Source organism: Pedobacter antarcticus, from assembly GCF_900112985.1.
Lineage (GTDB): Bacteria > Bacteroidota > Bacteroidia > Sphingobacteriales > Sphingobacteriaceae > Pedobacter > Pedobacter antarcticus.
The window spans coordinates 1-18200 of the sequence record NZ_FONS01000010.1 but is presented as its reverse complement, the minus strand read 5'-3'; the positions used below and the strand labels follow the sequence as shown (position 1 = coordinate 18200).

Genomic DNA, 18200 nt, shown 5'->3' with positions numbered 1-18200 from the left:
TTTATTTCCAGATAGTATTATCAATAGTTGCTTTAGCGTCATTCGGGATTTTCGGAAAGAAAGTATACCCAGTTTCTTTCTCCAGGTCACTTACATTCATTCTGTAGCTATTATAAGAGGTTGAAGAAGGAATAATTTGATTATTAATCTTGAAAGCGATTGTATAATAAGTATTCCCTTTTTTCATCGCCAGTGCTTTATAATAATATTTAGGTATTGCAGACCCTTTGGCATACGTTACCGTTTCATCCGTTTTTGTTTTGATTGCTGCTCCCGTCACTACGTATAATGTGTCGCTTTGCGCCGTCCATGTTCTTACCTGTTGTTCCAGGTTGTTCCAGATTCCCTGGTTCATGGAAGATATCTGAGCGGTCATATTGCTGTAGTAGAATGTTGTTGCATTGAGGTCTCTTGTCGCAGTACGGTCCCCGCTTGGAATCTGGTGACCACGGTCATACCCATTACCAAAAGAACTGCTTAAATTCACCTGTGAATCCTGGTTAATAAGCGGGTCAAAAGCCCAGGCATCACTACGGCCGGAACTGCCTATGTAGGAAGAATGCATAGGATAAGCCACCCAGTATGCCATTTTATATTTCTTATCATATAACATAGCGTAGTTTCTGACATTTGTACGGCCCGGGAATCCATGAGCTATATAAACCGTGTTTTCGTCGGTACTGATTACCGGAGTTTCCAGATAACCTGATGTGGCGGGCGGCGTAGTTACCGTTTCCTGATCCAGTATGAATGTGCCCGAAGGAACGTCTGTCCAATTGGTGATCGATGCTTTTAGGGATACCGCTGTTCCGGTATTTCCGTTGCCATCGCTATTTAATACAATTTCATAGGTGTATTTTTTTCCTTTTTCGAATTTCGTATCTGCAGGGATCTTCCAGCTGAAGTTTTTTTCACCAACGGTGAACACAACTTTTTTCGCCGCTACAGCGCCAGACGGGATCAGGATAGCTTCCGCAATCGTCAATCCATTTCTGACGCTTATCCTTGACTGAATATCGGCATTCTGGTCATGGGACGTTAAACTTCCTGTAGCCAGATCAAATTCGGCCGTAGTTTTCTGATCGGCCAGACTTACGCTTAATTCATTCAGGTTAGAAACACCAGTGCCATTTTTTACCGTAAATTCAACTTTAGAAAGCTGATGTGAAAAAATAAGGCTTGCACCAGGTTTAACCTTACTCAGGTTTACAGCATTGTCTGCATATAATAAATCTATGGCACTTTGTATAGTTTGATTAGTTACATCAACGGGATATTTAGTAGAAGTTAAAGCCTGCATGTAAGGGTAGTAGGCGATAAAATCCACTGTACTGCCGTCTTCAGGGTAATAAATTGTCTGATCTGGGGAGACAGGCGTAAATTCGCCGTCGCCCGGGGTCGAATACATTTTATTGACAGAAAGAGCATTAAGCAGTCCACTTCCTGTTTTCATGAATACACCAATGTTATCATTTGTGTTCCAGCTGTTGTCAACAGCTTTGGTTTTTATTTCTCCATTAATCGATGAAGAGAATTTTACTGCTGTACCGCTGCCGGGGATAATTTCAGGAGCTCTATCCTTCCGGCATGCAGTACCAAACAGTACAAGCAAGAAAATAGTAGTTAAGTGTAGATTTTTAATTTTCATATTTTGTAATTTATTTCGGTTTTACTTTGCAGGCGCCGACTTGCATAATTTGTGCTTGAATGACGAGCAGTTCATTTTTATAATGGGCGCATTTAAATGTGAAATCCGGTTACAAAGGAACGTTCTGCGGCGTAAGGATTTGTTAACGATTTGAAAAGCTTACGTTAAGTTTTGGAAGGTCTTGCGGTTTGACGGGTAGGTTTTAAAGCTATGCAGCGTCCAGATAATTAACAGAGGGAGGCGTATAATAGTCAGGACGTAGTGAATATCAACCTTCCGGTTTTGCTTATTACTTTATAAGTAAATTGAGTTTTTCAAAAAGATATGTCTAAGAAAGTTTTGACTGTATTTGTATTTGCAATGCTTGCGTTGTCGCTGGGAGGTTACCGTGTCTATCGTTATTATACCTCCCGGGTTCCCAATGAAACTGAGTATCAAAGGTTGGTTGTTCCTAAAGCGATTCAGCTTTATGAAATGGATTTCACCGGAAAAAGTGATCAGCCTGTAAAGAAGTATAAGATACTTCCTGCAAAGTCTGTGGTTTTGGTCGCGGTGAATGAATGGGCCTCCCATGATGACCTGGGTGATCTTAGAAAATTGAAAGGTTACGATGGAAAAGATAATATCTACGCCGAGGAGATTATCGGTAATTATTTACCGGAAAGTATGGTGAATGCACATGGATCTGGAAGACTGATGTATTACCAGATTTTTCCATTATCAGTTTATAATGAGATCCCGGGAAAGATTAAAACTTGTATTGCGGCTTATTTTCATGAGCATGATTTTCAGCGTACCAAGGAGTACCAGTTTACAGCCATTGCGGACAGGGCAGCGAAGGTTATGGCTTACGGTGATTTCACCGGAGACAATGGACAGGACATGGCCGTGCTATTGGAAAATAAAGATAAAACAGGTAGTAGACTTTTGATATTTCATGTAGATAAAAGCCAGGAGTGTCATGTAATTTTCACGACAGATCTATCCGGATTGTTTATCATTAAATCTCTTAAAAAGGGATCGCGTGTTTTTATGAATGATTATAACCTGGAAAGCGCGCCTTTAGATGGAATTATTATCAAGGACAAAGAAAATAAATATGCTATTATTTACGATTCGGATTATAAGAGTTTTAGGCAACACTATCAATATAGTGATCAGGAAATCAATGAATTAAAAGAGACGCAGCAGAAGCTGGAAGATGATGTAACTGATACTGTCGAATCCAGTTACTGATTCTGGTTACAATAAAAAACCTGCTTTATTTGCATTTTAAGGGATATTACCTATATTCGCCCAGCGTTAGGGGGGATACCAGAGTGGCCAAATGGGACAGACTGTAACTCTGTTGTCGCAAGACTTCGAAGGTTCGAATCCTTCTCCCCCCACTTTAATAAAAAAGCCTTTCAGTAAATAACTGAAAGGCTTTTCTTTTTTGATAACCCGGGGTTTAAACCATAGGGTTGCTTATACTAAAAATGGTATCCGATACCACCCGACACTGTACGTGGTCTCATTGGTTCCAGTGTACTCCATCCTTTAAAGTATTCTTTGTTCGTCAGGTTGTCAACTTTTAACGAGAAAGTGAAATTGCCTGTGCCATATGATGCCGATGCGTTTAATATTGTATAAGAAGGGACAGTAAACACACCCACTGTTGCGTCATTCACGATCAGGTTTTTGCTGGCGTAATTTCCTCCAAAGCCAAATCCGAGACCTTTTGCAGCTCCGTTAAGTATTTTATAACTAATCCATCCGTTTATCAGGTCCTCCGGACCCGCGCTAGTAGGTCTTCTGCCTTCTGTTGCAACGATTGCATTTGTTAATTTACTTTTGTTTTTAGTGTATCCTGCAGTTATGTTTAACCCAGGGAATGGGTTGGCGGTAAATTCAGCCTCAACACCTTTGCTATATTGTTCGCCACCTTGCGAATATTGATTGATACCGGTACTTAATACAATATTGGAAACTTTAATATCGTAGTAGCTTAATGAACCAGATAATTTTCCATCGAAGAGGTCTGTTTTAATTCCTCCTTCGATTTGATTTGCATGTTCAGGTTTAAAGGTAGTTACTATTGGGACGCCATTAATTTCTGCATTTACAGGAGCAACGTTACTAAAACCATTCATGTAATTTCCGAATACAGACAATTTATCCTGCAGGATTTGGTAAACCAAACCGAATTTTGGAGACCATGCGGTTTGACCGTACTTATCTGCCGCTGCAGTGCTTAAACCGCCATTTTGAAAACGATCAACACGTACACTCACCATACCGGAAAACTGAGAAGTGAAGTTCACTACGTTTGAAACATAAGCACTGTACACTTCCTGTGTCGTTCTGCTGTTGCCACCATAACCTGCTGCGGCAATAGCTTCATCTGCACTTTGACGTGTTAAGACACCCGAATCTTCACCATTAGGCTTAACTGCACCAAGTGGCGCATAATTCGAGCTGTTACTGATTGAAGTTCTGTTAAAATAATCTAAACCAGCTACAATGCGGTTACGGATACTTCCAATGTGGAAATCGCCGGTGAAATTTTGTTGAATGTCAGTAGTTTCTGTATTGGTGTTTTGGTCGCTTATCCAGCGATCAAATATGCCATTGCTGGTTGTTTTATCGCCAGTCTTTTTGGTCCCTTCGAACAAATAAGAATAATAACCATCTGATTTTGCAGAACCTCTTGACACAACGGTCTGCGAATTCCACTGGTCACTGATCTTGTAATTCATCTGTGCCTGAACTGATGTTACCGGTGTTTTGATGCTCAAGTCATTGCTCGTAAAAGAGTTTTTAGGGTTATAACCGAGCTGAGCAACATTATTGTAGATCAATGGTGCACTTCTATTGAAGAACAGCATCGTAGGATTTGTTCCTTCAGCACGCAGGAATTGTGCATTTAATAGGAATGAAAGTCTGTCATTAACTTTATAAGACAGGGATGGTGCAATAAATGTCGACTTCCTGAATCCTGCATCCTGAAAACTATTTTCTTCCTGATACGCAGCGTTAACACGGAACAGTACTTTATGTTCTGCATCCAGCGGCGTATTCACATCAACGCTCAGTCTGTTTAATCCGTAACTTCCGGCTACATAATTTACGTCGGTTGACACTGCGTCAAAAGGTTGTTTGGTTACAGTGTTGATCAAACCGCCATAAGAGATCAGGCTGCTGCCAAATAAAGTTCCGGAAGGCCCTTTGATTACTTCAATGCGTTCGATATTGGAAACGTCAAGACTTCCATTGGTTAAACCTGGTAAACCGTTAACCAATGTCGGTTGTACTGCAAAGCCTCTTAAAGAGAAATAACCAGCTCCGTCACCACCGCGACCCGTTGATGACCACAATTTATCTACCCCCGGTGCATTCTTTAAAGCATCATCGAAATTAGTGATTACCTGTTCTTTCAGGAGTTCTTTAGATACCACGGAATAGACCTGCGGGTTTTCCAGGTTTTTTAAAGGCATTTTAGCCACAAATTCACTTTCTTTAACTGCAAATTTGTTCTTTTTACCTCCGCTGACAATCACTTCTTTCAGCTGCTCGTTTGACGCTTGTAAACCAAGCTGAACGGTCGAAGTTTCACCGGCCGTCACAAAAACCGATTTTGTATCGGCTTTTAAGCCTACTAGTTTTGCAGTGATCATATAATCTCCTGCTGGAATATTCTTTAGCGTAAAGTTTCCATTTCTGTCTGTCGTTGCATTAGCTACTCCGCGAATACTCACCTCTGCGGATTCTACAGCTCCGCCGTCGCTGGTAACTACTGTTCCCTTTATAATTCCCGTTTTCGATTGTGCAAAGGAAATCACGCCCGTGAACAGCAGGATAAGTGTCATTAAATAAAATTTAAAGTATTTGTTTTGCATTTTGTGTATGTGTTGTTTAGAATGATTTTAAACTGCAAAACTACAATAAGACTTGAGTGTGTAACAATACTATTGAGATTCATTTTAAATAAGACAGAATTATGACAAAACTGCATAGGGGTAAATCCAGTCGTCAGATTCAGACGAGCGATTATGGTTAAATTAATGTTAATTGATATCTTCATTTAAAGCACTTTACTTAACATATGGTTCATATAGGAAGGCGTCCTTTGCATCATGTCATACTATTCTTGCAAATCTATCAGCAGATTGCTGTGCGTAATTTTACTGTCTTCCCTGATCTATAGCAACGCTTTCGCGGCCGAAGATCCTGCCATTAAACTCAAATACACCCTAGCCTTGAGTAAACAGTATCCTGACTCGGCATTTTTGATCTTAAAGAAATTATACGGGCAGGCTCAGCTCAGTAATGATCAAAGGAGCTCAGGAATTTGTCTCCAGCAAATGGGAGAGATATCGAGTGCACAAGGGCATTTTTCACAGTCATTAGATTATTTTCAGCAAGCCTACAAAATATATGAGCAGGTTGGAGACCGGAATCTGCTTGCTCATAATTTTAATGATATGGGTAATTTATACTATCAGAATCTGGATAAAGTATCCTCCCGTAAACAATACGATAAAGCACTTCAGTTGTATCAAACCTTGAATAACCGGGTTGGTTTGGGCGAAACTTATGGTAATATTGGTCATTTATATGAAAAAGAGCAGCGTTACGATAGCGCTTTTTATTATCAAAAGCTTGCGTTGAGTGCGTATCAGCACGCGGATCATAAAGCTGGTATGGCAAAGATCTACGAAAACCTGGGAAGTATATTCGAAGATCTGGTTCGTTATGATTCTGCAAGATATTATTTTGATCATTCCCTTCAGCTTTATCAATCCGTAAATAATCAGGTTTCCAGCATTGAAGTGATGAATAACATTGGTGATATTCTACGTAAGACAGGGGATTATAAACAAGGGCTGCGTTATTCTCAAAAAGCACTTATAATGGCTGTGGATACTAAAAATGAATATCAGCAAGCTTCAGCTTACAGGGATATTGCCAAAGCATACAATCTGATGGGCAAAAATGACAGTGCTTTTCATTACCTGGAACTTAGCCGTAAGCACCTGCTTAATATATATTCTACGCAGAACAACAGGCAGATGTCATTCCTGAATATTGTATACGATACCGACAAAAAGAACGATGAGATTGCTGCGCTTGAAAACGGCCGTAAAGTGAATATTATAGTTACTGTTTCTATTGTAGTAGTTGTGATTTTATTAATTGTAATGGGATTGCTGACGATTTCCAGGCAACGGCTGAAGCTGAGAGAAAATAATGCCGTGGTGGAAAAGAATAAACAGCTTTCTCTTGCCCAGCAAACGCAGCTTGAGTTAAAAACGAAAGAGCTGACTACCCATACGCTACAGGTAATTCAACATAATCAGTTCCTGGAAAGTATGCGTAATACAATGGAAGAGATGATCAAAGAGGAGAAAAGAGATCAGAAGAAACAGATGCAACAATTAGTTAAGCAGATCATGCAGCATATGAATCAGGATCAGCAATGGAAAGATTTCACAGAAATGTTTGAGCAGCTGCATCAGTCTTTTTTTGACAAACTGAAAGCAAAGGGCGAAAATCTGACGGTTAATGACATGCGTCTGATTGCGCTAATTAAAATGAATATGAATGCCAGGGATATGGCTGCCATCTTTGGAATATCGCAGGATAGTTTACGCATGGCCAGATACAGACTTCGAAAGAAACTTAACATAGCTGAAGGTGATAACCTGACAACATTTATACAGGCTGTATAGACTTAGAATCTTCCGGATTCTACTACTTAACAATTTGTTAATGTTACGCTAACTGAATGGTAATGGTGCTTTTGTCTTTTGTAAGTATTTGTTTTCCAGTTTATTGCATGCTGGTTGTCTATGCTGTATGCGCTTCGTATACAGCCTTGTATACGCTGTTGACGCTTTGTATACGGTGATAATTTGACGCTTCAATAAACACCCTGCACATTTGAGGAATAGTTGTAAAAACAGCAAACGACTTTAAAATCTCAATTCAAAATGAAACCAATTTTTAAGATTATTTTATGCTTCTTTCTAAGTATTACTGTCGCAAAAGCGAGTAATATAAAGGGGCATGTGTACGACAAGAAAACAGGTGAGGCACTAGTTGGTGCTTCTGTCAGATTGGAAAACACAGACAAAGTTACCATGACCGGTCTGGATGGGTCATTTGAATTTAAGAAGGTGAAGGCAGGTCTCGCGGTTTTAAAAGTGTCGTATGTAACTTATCAAACTTTTACCAGGCAGTTGAATGTACTTGATGAAGACAATCCTTCGATCCAGATTTATCTGAGTGACGCCAATGGAAATGACCTGAATGAAGTGGTTATTGGTGCCAAACATGACGGGGCCTCAGAACGCACAGCCAGAAAACTGGAGCAGAAAGCCATGCAGGTTACGAATGTCGTATCTGGCAGGGCAATGGAAATCTCCCCGGATCTGACTGTGGCGAATGTAGTTCAGCGTGTTTCTGGTGTATCTATTGAACGAAGCAGTAATGGTGGTGGACAATATGCTATCCTGCGGGGTATGGACAAACGCTATAATTATACCCTGGTTAACGGGATTAAAATTGCAAGTTCTGATGATAAATTCCGGTATGTACCACTGGATGTGTTCCCGACAGAATTATTACAACGTCTGGAGGTTTATAAATCGCTAACTCCAAATATGGAAGGTGACGCCGTGGGTGGAGTTATCAATATGGTTATGAAAGATGCGCCCGCTAAACTGGAAATTAATGCTAATCTGGCAGGGGGATACAACCAGATGTTGCTGGACCGTAAATTTCTGTCTTTCGATCCTGGCGCGCTGAATGCTAAATCACCTTATGAAATTAATCGGAAAAACTATAATGCTAAATCGGGTGATTTCTCCAATGGAGCAGTAGATTATAAGGCTAAACAGCCAGCTCCTAATGTAGTCGGTGGATTGTCGATAGGCCAGCGGTTTCTGGATAATCGGCTGGGCGTAATCATTGCAGGAAGTTATCAGAATAATTATACCGCGACTAACAGTACTTTTTATAACTCTACGGTAGCTGGAACAGATGCAGTTTCCAGAATTACTTCCCAGGATTACCGTCAGTACAGTGAGCAGCAGAAAAGATACGGGTTGCACGGCAAAATAGATTATACGCTGAATAAAAATAATAAGCTGGCATTGGTAAACTCGTATGTTAACCTAACCAGTATTCAGACCAGAGATGTGCTGAATACCAATTTCTCCAATGCAGACTATAACCCCGGAGCCGGGAATGCACAACTCACTTATCAAACCCGCTCACGATTAGCTGAACAACAGATTTACAATACCACTTTACAGGGGGAACATAAACTGTTCAATGAAAAACTAAAGATTAACTGGTCTGGTGTATATTCATCAGCGAAAAACGATGTTCCGGAAGAAACTTCAGTTACATTAAACGGGCTCAGAACTAATTTCCTGGATCAAAGAACTACGGCTTCCAAAAGTACGCGCCGGTGGTCAAGAAATACAGATGAAGATAAAGCAGGATACCTTGATCTTACCTACTCCGCAGCTATTGCAGGCCTGAAAGTTGATTTTACAGCCGGTGGCTTGTACCGCGATAAACAAAGAAGCAGCTTTTATAACAACTACGTATTTGAGCCATCTGCACCTAAGTCACTTTATGGTGTTGATTTTAATAATTATACTGAGATTAACTGGGATATTCAGAATCCTAAAGGTGCAGTAGCCAATTCGCTTACTTACAATGCTTCGGAGAAAACGACAGCCGGTTATGGGATGTTCAACGTTAAAATAGAGGATCTAGAGGTAGTAGGAGGGGTCAGAGTCGAGCATACCAACCAGGGATATGACCTGTTGTTCCCTGCAGGAGAAAGCAAACCAAAAGGCAGCCAGGTTTATACAGATGTACTTCCAAGTTTAAATCTGAAATATGGATTGACAGCGCAACAGAACTTGAGAGCCAGTTATTTCCGCTCGCTGAACAGACCTGGTTTTTATGAGATCGTACCTTCGAAAGTTGTTTACGAAGAATACACAGAACGTGGAAACCCCGATCTGAAGCGTGCTATAGCAGATAATTTCGACCTGCGGTATGAATTTTTTCCAAATAGCTCTGATCAGCTTTTAATTGGAGGATTCTATAAAAACATTCAGGATCCTATTGAATACACGATTCAGGCAGATACCCGCGGAGACCTTTATTACAGTGCCGGCAATTTCGGTAATGCTAAGAACTATGGATTAGAACTGGATTATGTGAAGTTCATCAGCAAATTTGGTTTCAAAGCCAATTATACATACACGCATTCACGTATTACAACCAGCAAAACCAGCCGAATCAGAAACAGTGCAGGAGATCTGGAAACTATATCTGTAGAACAAACAAGACCACTTTACGGCCAGGCAGCACATATTGCGAACCTTTCTCTCTTATATAAAGATACTCAAAACGGCTGGGACGCACAGCTTGCCGGATCCTATACCGGTGACAGAATTAATACTGTTTCCCAGTTTGTCGATAATGATTTGTGGCAGAAAGGTTTCATCCAGATGGACGCTTCAGTTGAAAAGAAATTCAAGAATAAAATAAGCGTCTTTATAAAAGCCGGAAATCTATTGAACACGCCGACGACCTTATTTATTAAGGGTGTAAATGCTGTAAATGCAGGACTTCCTGACCAGAAAGACGGAAAGAATGAAACCCTGATCCGCAAAGACTATTACGAGCAGACCTATTTACTGGGCTTACGTTACAAATTATAAATAAAGCATAATCAAAAAAGCTATGAAAACTAAATCATTTATCCTCTCTCTGCTGATGGCTGTGGTCTTCCTGAATGCCTGCAAGAAAGCAAACGTGGATGTAGATACTTCAACTTCAGTGACTGATAACAGCGGTGTTTCGGGAGAGGTTTACGGAATTTGGACTAAAGGCAGTGTGATCAGAGTGACCGGAGATATTATTGTTCCGGAGAACAAAACACTGACTATTGAAGAAGGTGTAATTGTAATTATGGATACGCTGGCCAGTCCGGAGATTATTCTGAAGGGCAATCTTTATGCACTGGGTACCGCGGCCAATCCTGTGAAATTTACAGTAGAAGAAAATTACCGTAATGAAGCTCATAAATTTGGAAAACTATGGGGAGGCCTGCTGGCTGCAAAGACCTGTACAGAAATGGTATTGGACAACACTATTATTGAATACGGTGGTGCAACCACTACTGAAGCTTCTACTTCGGTTAAATTAGGCCTGTACAAAGCAGTGAGTGGTGAAAACACGCCAGCAATATGGTTTTCGAATACGACAGGAAAGCTAGTGGTAACCAACAGTACATTCAGGCATTTTTATGATGACTGTACTTATCTGGAAGGTGGACATATCATATTTGCCAACAATAAATTTTATACGACTGGTCTTACTGGCGGTGAGGGTATCAATATTAAGTCTGGTGTTCTGGCAGATGTTGCTTATAACCTGTTTTACTCCACCAATACGAATGCGCTGAAGTTATCTAATGCAGGCGGTCGTTCACCACAGGCACATGTTGTCGCTTATAACAATACGATGGTGAATACAGGATGGAGAAGGCCTACTGCAAAAGGTGGTTCTGTCTGGCTGGAGACCAGTGTAAACGTAGAGTTATATAATAACTTATTTGCGAATACACGTTTTGGGATAAAAAGGAATACCAAAGATGCAGAAGATGCACGTTCAATTTTTAAAAATTCGCTTTATTACGGTTACAGACAGGATATAGTGTCACAGTTTCAGCCGGCTTCAGATATAGTTGCCGGTAAAAATGATGTTATCGGTGCTCTGGCCGGACAAAACGATCCTCTTTTTGTGAATTATCCAGTTACAACAGCGACTGATAATCCAACATTTAATGAAAACTGGGACTTTCATTTGAAAGTTGGTTCTGCAGCATTAAATGCCGGAACCAAAGATTTCAGCCGCAACTTTCCTGACGGTCTGACCCTGAATGGTGTAGTGTATACCACACCGGAACCTGCTTCTTACATTGGTGCATTTGGTGCCAACTAATATTTTATCTATGATCTTATCTAAATCAATAAACTTTTTAATGCTGGCGCCTTTATTTCTGGCGGCATGCAGTCCAAAATTATCCAGTGTTCCTACAGGTATTACTGTGAGCAGGGGCACTATAAAACCTGCAGTTATTTCTGAAAAGGTAGGCTTTGACTCAGACGATCCTGCGATCTGGGTAAATCCTGCGGATCCTTCAAAGAGTCTGGTCATCGGGACAGATAAGTCAGTTAACGGGGCCTTGTATGTATTCAACCTGGAGGGTAAAATCCAGGCGGACCTAACGGTAAAAGATTTAAAGAGACCGAATAATGTTGACGTCGCTTATGGTTTAAAACTAAATGGGGTATCTACGGATATCGCGATTACTACAGAACGGTTCACGCATCAGCTGCGGATTTTTTCTTTACCGGATATGAAACCTGTTGATGGAGGTGGTATCCCTGTATTTGAAGGCGAAACTGGTATAGAGTATCGTGATCTGATGGGAATTGCTGTTTACACAGCTAAATCAGGAAAGTTATATGCAATAGTAGGCCGTAAAACAGGACCGGTAGATGGTAGCTATCTATGGCAATATTTATTATCAGATAATGGGAACGGGCAGGTCAAAGCAACGCTGGTCAGGAAATTTGGTGCCTACAGTGGAAAAAAAGAAATCGAAGCTATTGCTGTGGATAATGAGCTGGGTTATATTTACTATTCTGATGAGCAGCATGGTGTCAGACAATACTATGCAGACCCGGAAAAGGGAAATCAGGAGTTAGCACTGTTCGGCACAACAGGTTTTGCAGACGACCATGAAGGTATTTCTATCTATAAAACATCTGCTTCCAAAGGTTATATTTTGGTTTCAGATCAGGGAGTGAACAGGTTCCAGATTTTTAGAAGAGAGTCTGGTGCCGATGGTAAGTTCGACCATCAGTTGCTCAAAATTGTTAAAGTTGCAGCAAGACACAGTGATGGGTCTGAGGTTGTAAATGTGCCGTTAAATGAAACATTCAAACATGGCCTTTTCGTAGCTATGAGTGATGACAGGACTTTTCATTTCTACAGATGGGAAGATATTGCAGGGAAAGAACTGGATATAAACGGAGTTAAATAAACTCAGAGAATATGTACAGATCAAATCACATAAATTATAAAAGTAGTAACAGGATCTTTTGTGTTCTGCTGCCGCTGGTTATGCTTTTTTCAGGAATGGCTGTTGCGCAAAAGAAACAAAAAGGAGCGCCTGCAGAACCTGTAAAGCTCATTCGCGGCCCCTATTTGCAGGTGGCAAGCAGTACAGGTATTCACATCCGTTGGAGAACTGACCTTTCTGCAAGAAGTAGGGTGCGTTACGGTACTTCAGCCGCAAATCTGGATCAGTCCGTGCAGGATCTCAAACTGGTTACTGAACATGAATTGAAAATAGACGGGCTGAAGCCACTTACTAAATATTATTATTCAATTGGCGGACTAAAGGATACTTTGCAGGGAAACGAACACAACTTCTTTACCACGCTACCTGAACCCGGCAAACCCGGACACTACCGGATTGCAGCATTCGGGGACTGCGGAGATAACTCAATTAACCAGCGTCAGGTTAAAAAAGAAATGCTCAGTTACCTCGGAGAAAATGAACTTAATGCCTGGATTTTACTGGGAGACAATGCTTATCAGGATGGGACAGATGCCGAATATCAAACTAAGTTCTTTAATGTTTATAAAGATGACCTGCTGAAAAAGTATCCGCTGTTCCCCACGCCAGGAAATCACGACTATCATGATACCGATCTGAGTGCTAAATATGCTCAGGAAACGCATGAGACAGCATACTATCAGAACTTTTCTATGCCAACTGCGGGAGAATCCGGCGGCGTGCCCTCTCATACGCAGGCTTTTTATTCTTTTGATGTCGGGAACATCCATTTCTTATCTCTGGATTCTTATGGAAAGGAAGACAAAGCTTACAGATTGTATGATACCATAGGACCACAGGTACAATGGATTAAAAAGGATCTGGCGGCGAATAAAAATAAGGACTGGATAATTGCATTCTGGCATCATCCGCCTTATACTATGGGGTCCCATAATTCAGATGAGGAAGAAGAACTGGTTAAAATTAGAGAAAACTTTATTAAGGTTATAGAGCGCACCGGGGTAGATATCGTATTGAACGGACATAGCCATGGTTACGAACGCAGCAAATTGATGCGGGGACATTATGGAATGGAAAATACGTTTGACCCCAAGAAACATAATATAAGTAACTCTTCGGGAAGAAATGACCGAAGCAGGAACTCCGCGCCCTATACTAAAACGATCAAGAAAAATAATGGCACGGTCTACGTAGTGAGCGGTTCGGCGGGCAAATTGGGCGGGAAGCAGACCGGTTATCCGCATGATGCAATGTACTTTTCTGATGCCGATCATGGAGGCGCATGTTTATTGGATGTGCAGGATAAGCGTCTGGAGCTAAAATGGATTTGTGCCGATGGGGTCGTGAGAGACCAGTTTACGATGATTAAAGAATAAACCTGGAATGAAGGTCAATAAACTCAAAATGTTGCTCGTTACCGCGCTGTGGATAACCTGCCTATGCATTTTTTCCAGTCTGAAGACCGCAGACCAAAGGATTGGGTTAAACCATACGATCGGCATTTTTAAGGAAGGGACTGCCGGTTTTGGACAGTCCCTTTTTGAGCTGCAGGCAGCTGTATCGGTTTTAAACAGCCAGGATACGCGAACAATTGCAAATGCCAGGGCTGCGCTCACCAAATCTAGATTGGCTTATAAAAGGATTGAGTTTTTTATGGATTATTTCTTTGAGAGCTCCGGATTAATTTATAACCGGCCGGCAAAAGTGGAGGTTGATGAACCTTATATGGAATATCAGGAGCCATCCGGTTTCCAGGTAATCGAAGCTTTATTATTTGATGAAGATCCGGCCGGGCATCGCAAAGCATTACTGGAACAGGCAGAGTTGCTGATATCTTCGGCAGCCGACCTGAATTCACTATTGTACAGCTTTAATGGTAAAGATGAAGAGATACTGGAAAGTGTCCGCTTGGAACTGGTTAAAGTTATTACGCTGGGTATTACAGGATATGATGCACCAGAGCTCAAAACCGGTATTTCTGAAGCCTATCAATCTATTGATATCATCAAAAAGGTACTGACACCTTATCTCAGTTCTGCAGAAAATACAGATGGTAAGCTCTCCCTGTCTTTAAGCAGTACCCTTGCTTACCTTAAAGTACATACAAATTTCGATCAGTTTGACCGGATGGAATTCTTAACTATTTATGCACTTCCTTTGCAGGAGAAATTAGGCAATTTTATTCGTGAAAGAGGGTTGGAGGCCAACTATAAAAGTATATTAAACTATAAGGCGAGTCATATATTCAGTCCGGATGCTCTACCTGCATCGGCATTTAATGATGTATCGGCTGCAGATTTAGGAAAAGGGAAACACGCTGATGAAATGAAAGTGACTTTGGGTAAGCGGTTATTTGCCGAAAAGATACTCTCGGGAAACTTGAAAAGAAGCTGTATTTCCTGTCATAATCCGGCGAAATATTTTAGCGATGGGCTAAAGACAAGCCTTGCTTTTAATGAAGAGTCTTTTGTAAAACGAAACGCGCCTACTTTATTATATGCGGGTTTTCAATATGCCCAGTTTTGGGACGGGCGCGTTAAAACCTTGGCCGGGCAGATTAAAGACGTGATTGCGAATCCATCAGAGATGAATGGAGAGCATAAAGTCATTGTGGCTTCCCTGAAAAAGAATGCGGGTTATCAGATCGCATTTCAGCAGTCCTTCCCAGCGGCTGCAGACCCTTTGAATATGAATAATCTCGCGGAGGCTCTGGCTGCCTATCTCAGTACGCTCTCTCCTAGGAACTCCGCTTTTGACCGTTATATGGCTGGTGACAGATCCGCAATGAATAAGCAGCAGTTGAATGGATTTAACCTGTTTATGGGGAAAGGGCAGTGCGGCAGCTGTCATTTTGCTCCATTATTTAACGGATTGATACCACCGCTTTACAAACGGACGGAGTTTGAGGTATTGGGTACACCGGCTAACGCCGATTTCGATCGTTTAGTTCCAGACCAGGATGCTGGGCGTTTTGGGTTTTTTCCGATTTCATATTATCAGGGTGCATTTAAAACTCCTACGGTAAGAAATACCGCTAAAACTGCCCCATACATGCATAACGGTGCATTCGAAGATTTAGAAAAAGTAGTCGAATTTTATAACCAGGGCGGCGGAGCCGGACTCCGTTTAGAGGTACCCGGCCAAACACTTTCCGCTCAGCCGCTTAACCTGTCGAAAAAAGAAGTGCAGGAAATAGTTGCCTTTATGGAGAGCCTGACAGATAATTTGAATACAGTTTCTACCACCTTGCCACAAGTGCATTAATTCGACCCTTGATAATCAAGCAGGGATCTATAATTCCTAACAGAAAGAAAGCTATTATTAACATTCTTAATGTGTTTTGCACAACTTATTCACAACTGATGTTAGTATTCTGTTTTTTTTATTATTCCTGCTAATGTTATTAACATTTTGTTCCACAGTTTAAATTGTATTATCATTTGATTTATAGTTATTTATATCTTTATTAAGAGAGTAGTTAACATCTTATTAACATTTCTAAGTGAGGCGAATTAGCCTATGTAAGAATGTAGTTACTTTAAAACAGTTTCTCATTTTTTCAAAGATTTGGATTAGGTTTGAACTGCGGATTAACGAAAAGAAATTGTTTTCTTAACTTTTAACTCGATTTTAATGTTAAATTCAGATATGATTAAGGACAAGGATAGAACCTTCAGCGAGAAACAAATTCATCTAATTAAAACCAGTGAAAAATTGTTTGCCGAAGTCGGCTATGCTGAAACCTCTCTCAGAATTATTGCGAAAGAGTCCAGAATGAATTCTGCAATGGTGTCTTATTACTTCGGATCGAAGGAAAAGTTAATGCAGGCTATTCTGGAATACAGAACCATTAATATGGCCAAAGTATTTAATGCATACGATGAGCTTGCTGAGGACCCGCTTAATACAATTCTATTCCTGTTGGATCTCTATGTCGACAAAATCTTCGAACAGAAATATTTCTACCGTCTTTTATTTCAGCTGCAGTCAACGCTGAAGGATGAATCTGTAATGGAGCACTTTAATAATATGCGTTTGCGGAACTTCAAAGTATTGATTAATGTTTTCCAGCATGGCGCAGAGAAGGGCGAATTTAAATCTGATATTGATACTACATTTTTATTGAGTACAATCTATGGTTCCCTGAATGCAATGATCTTTAATAAAGATTATTACAGAAAAGTGAATGGATTTGATACGCTATCTGACGAAGATTATGTGAAATTATTTAAGAAAAGAGCTAAAGCACATATCAGGGACATTGTTCTCGCAATTATTAAGAAATAAAATATTCATGAATTTGCAGGGATAACGAAATTACCAATAATTTTGTCCGGAATAAATTAGATCTTAATCCATTGCCAAATGAAAGAACCAGGTTCTGTAACCTCATTGGATCTCATCCGTAAAATCTACCCGCGAGCTAATCCTGCGGAACAATCTGTTAACCTGTTATATGATATCATCCGGCAGAAGCTCGACCTCAAACCTGAGCAAATTCTCCATGCCGACAGTATTTGCTGTGACGAAGTCAACACGCTTCAGTATCCTGCAGCAGCTTCAGAAATGATTGGTGCTTTTAAAATGGGTGGCCTTTCAGGATATCCTTTTGCCGGACTCGCGGCATTGAATACTGCTGCGCAACATATTCCGGAGCATGGAGCCATGCTCATTAGTTATGGCCCGCATATCGGTGTTAATCATAAAGGGGTAGCTGGTGAACTCAGAAGAACCGGACAGTGTGGTGATTCTATCTGTTGTGGTGCGGTAATTTCTTCGCTGCAAAAGATAAAAGAGAAATTGACCATTTCCGATGTCAACCCGGAGGATAATTATCAGATTAACCGTGTACAGCAGATTTTGTTGAAATCTGAAAACCGGCTTATGACTGCGGATAATCCGATCATAGAAGCAACTGCAGTCATGTACGAAGCGATTGATGAGAAGATCCAGGACCTCATTAGCAAAAGTGAGTTAGGTGTCAGGCATGTGTTTATTGCTGGGATGATCCTGATTAATGGAGATTTTGATCAGGGTGCCTATTATCAGTATAAACGACTGGAACACCTGGATACATTAAACAATACCAGGGTAAGCTGGCTGGAGGAATTCAATTCAAAAGCAGAATGAAATATATAACAAAGGCCTCTGCTACAGCAGAGGCCTTTGTCGTTAAACCCATTTTCTTTGGAAGGGGGTATTTTAGAATTTCCAGCGGACAAAAGCTTCCATGGCCTCATATTCAGCAAGTCCGAGTTCGTCATAAGCCCTTGCTGTTTCCCTGTTCCGGTCTTCTGCCCTTTCCCAGAATTCCCGGGCATCATCTCCGGGGAATACGGCTCTGTCTTTCTGGGATTGATGTTTGAAAATCGCATATTTCTTTTTCTCCAG

At 40.8% G+C, this 18200-nt stretch carries 11 protein-coding genes, 1 tRNA gene and 1 pseudogene; 10 read left to right on the top strand and 3 right to left on the bottom strand.

The genetic code is table 11. The features are described from left to right. Nucleotide 1: 1 nt before the first annotated feature. Complete coding sequence (locus tag BM192_RS16735; protein ID WP_074964056.1) at nucleotides 2–1648, bottom strand: fimbrillin family protein; 1647 nt, start codon at nucleotides 1646–1648, stop codon at nucleotides 2–4. A 324-nt stretch (nucleotides 1649–1972) separates the two neighbouring features. On the opposite strand from BM192_RS16735, the gene BM192_RS16730 reads away from it, so the two are divergent. Beyond that, a complete protein-coding gene (locus BM192_RS16730; protein ID WP_037437683.1) occupies nucleotides 1973–2884 on the top strand; it encodes a hypothetical protein in 912 nt (303 codons plus the stop codon). Nucleotides 2885–2953: 69 nt separating this feature from the next. Next, nucleotides 2954–3036: transfer RNA gene (locus tag BM192_RS16725), tRNA-Tyr, on the top strand. A gap of 84 nt (nucleotides 3037–3120) precedes the next feature. Here BM192_RS16725 and BM192_RS16720 read toward each other — a convergent pair. After that, nucleotides 3121–5496: a TonB-dependent receptor gene (locus tag BM192_RS16720; protein ID WP_234797583.1), complete on the bottom strand. Its 2376-nt coding sequence runs from the start codon at nucleotides 5494–5496 to the stop codon at nucleotides 3121–3123. A gap of 267 nt (nucleotides 5497–5763) precedes the next feature. Here BM192_RS16720 and BM192_RS16715 point away from each other — a divergent pair, with 267 nt between their 5' ends. The 8 genes from BM192_RS16715 to BM192_RS16680 all read left to right on the top strand — a co-directional run bounded on the left by BM192_RS16715 (nucleotide 5764) and on the right by BM192_RS16680 (nucleotide 17939). Continuing rightward, nucleotides 5764–7359: a tetratricopeptide repeat protein gene (locus BM192_RS16715; RefSeq protein ID WP_051759456.1), complete on the top strand. Its 1596-nt coding sequence runs from the start codon at nucleotides 5764–5766 to the stop codon at nucleotides 7357–7359. Nucleotides 7360–7620: 261 nt separating this feature from the next. Further along, on the top strand, nucleotides 7621–10377 hold the full coding sequence (locus tag BM192_RS16710) for a TonB-dependent receptor (protein WP_037437687.1): 2757 nt from the start codon (nucleotides 7621–7623) through the stop codon (nucleotides 10375–10377). Between the two features lie 22 nt (nucleotides 10378–10399). Further along, the gene (locus tag BM192_RS16705) at nucleotides 10400–11662 is read left to right on the top strand and encodes a right-handed parallel beta-helix repeat-containing protein (protein WP_037437688.1); all 1263 of its coding nucleotides are present in this window, start codon (nucleotides 10400–10402) and stop codon (nucleotides 11660–11662) included. 10 nt (nucleotides 11663–11672) lie between these two features. Next, nucleotides 11673–12770, top strand: coding sequence for a phytase (locus BM192_RS16700; protein ID WP_234797582.1), 1098 nt, complete (start codon nucleotides 11673–11675; stop codon nucleotides 12768–12770). 11 nt (nucleotides 12771–12781) lie between these two features. Further along, complete coding sequence (locus tag BM192_RS16695) at nucleotides 12782–14185, top strand: purple acid phosphatase family protein (protein WP_074964055.1); 1404 nt, start codon at nucleotides 12782–12784, stop codon at nucleotides 14183–14185. A gap of 7 nt (nucleotides 14186–14192) precedes the next feature. Then, nucleotides 14193–16073: a cytochrome c peroxidase gene (locus BM192_RS16690; protein ID WP_201771341.1), complete on the top strand. Its 1881-nt coding sequence runs from the start codon at nucleotides 14193–14195 to the stop codon at nucleotides 16071–16073. A 369-nt stretch (nucleotides 16074–16442) separates the two neighbouring features. Then, complete coding sequence (locus tag BM192_RS16685) at nucleotides 16443–17096, top strand: TetR/AcrR family transcriptional regulator (RefSeq protein ID WP_037437690.1); 654 nt, start codon at nucleotides 16443–16445, stop codon at nucleotides 17094–17096. A gap of 78 nt (nucleotides 17097–17174) precedes the next feature. Then, nucleotides 17175–17939 carry a hypothetical protein gene (locus BM192_RS16680; RefSeq protein ID WP_037437692.1) on the top strand — a complete coding sequence of 255 codons (765 nt, stop codon included), beginning with the start codon at nucleotides 17175–17177 and terminating at the stop codon, nucleotides 17937–17939. Nucleotides 17940–18011: 72 nt separating this feature from the next. Here BM192_RS16680 and BM192_RS16675 read toward each other — a convergent pair. Then, nucleotides 18012–18200: pseudogene (locus BM192_RS16675) on the bottom strand (PIG-L family deacetylase); the annotation flags it as partial.

What these genes read in the sequence shown, in the direction of transcription:
- BM192_RS16700 (WP_234797582.1), top strand. Translation starts at nt 11,673, where the DNA reads ATGATCTTATCTAAATCAATAAACTTTTTAATGCTGGCGCCTTTATTT.
- BM192_RS16715 (WP_051759456.1), top strand. Translation starts at nt 5,764, where the DNA reads ATGTCATACTATTCTTGCAAATCTATCAGCAGATTGCTGTGCGTAATT.
- BM192_RS16710 (WP_037437687.1), top strand. Translation starts at nt 7,621, where the DNA reads ATGAAACCAATTTTTAAGATTATTTTATGCTTCTTTCTAAGTATTACT.
- BM192_RS16690 (WP_201771341.1), top strand. Translation starts at nt 14,193, where the DNA reads ATGAAGGTCAATAAACTCAAAATGTTGCTCGTTACCGCGCTGTGGATA.
- BM192_RS16735 (WP_074964056.1), bottom strand. Translation starts at nt 1,648, where the DNA reads ATGAAAATTAAAAATCTACACTTAACTACTATTTTCTTGCTTGTACTG.
- BM192_RS16730 (WP_037437683.1), top strand. Translation starts at nt 1,973, where the DNA reads ATGTCTAAGAAAGTTTTGACTGTATTTGTATTTGCAATGCTTGCGTTG.
- BM192_RS16720 (WP_234797583.1), bottom strand. Translation starts at nt 5,496, where the DNA reads ATGACACTTATCCTGCTGTTCACGGGCGTGATTTCCTTTGCACAATCG.
- BM192_RS16685 (WP_037437690.1), top strand. Translation starts at nt 16,443, where the DNA reads ATGTTAAATTCAGATATGATTAAGGACAAGGATAGAACCTTCAGCGAG.
- BM192_RS16705 (WP_037437688.1), top strand. Translation starts at nt 10,400, where the DNA reads ATGAAAACTAAATCATTTATCCTCTCTCTGCTGATGGCTGTGGTCTTC.
- BM192_RS16680 (WP_037437692.1), top strand. Translation starts at nt 17,175, where the DNA reads ATGAAAGAACCAGGTTCTGTAACCTCATTGGATCTCATCCGTAAAATC.
- BM192_RS16695 (WP_074964055.1), top strand. Translation starts at nt 12,782, where the DNA reads ATGTACAGATCAAATCACATAAATTATAAAAGTAGTAACAGGATCTTT.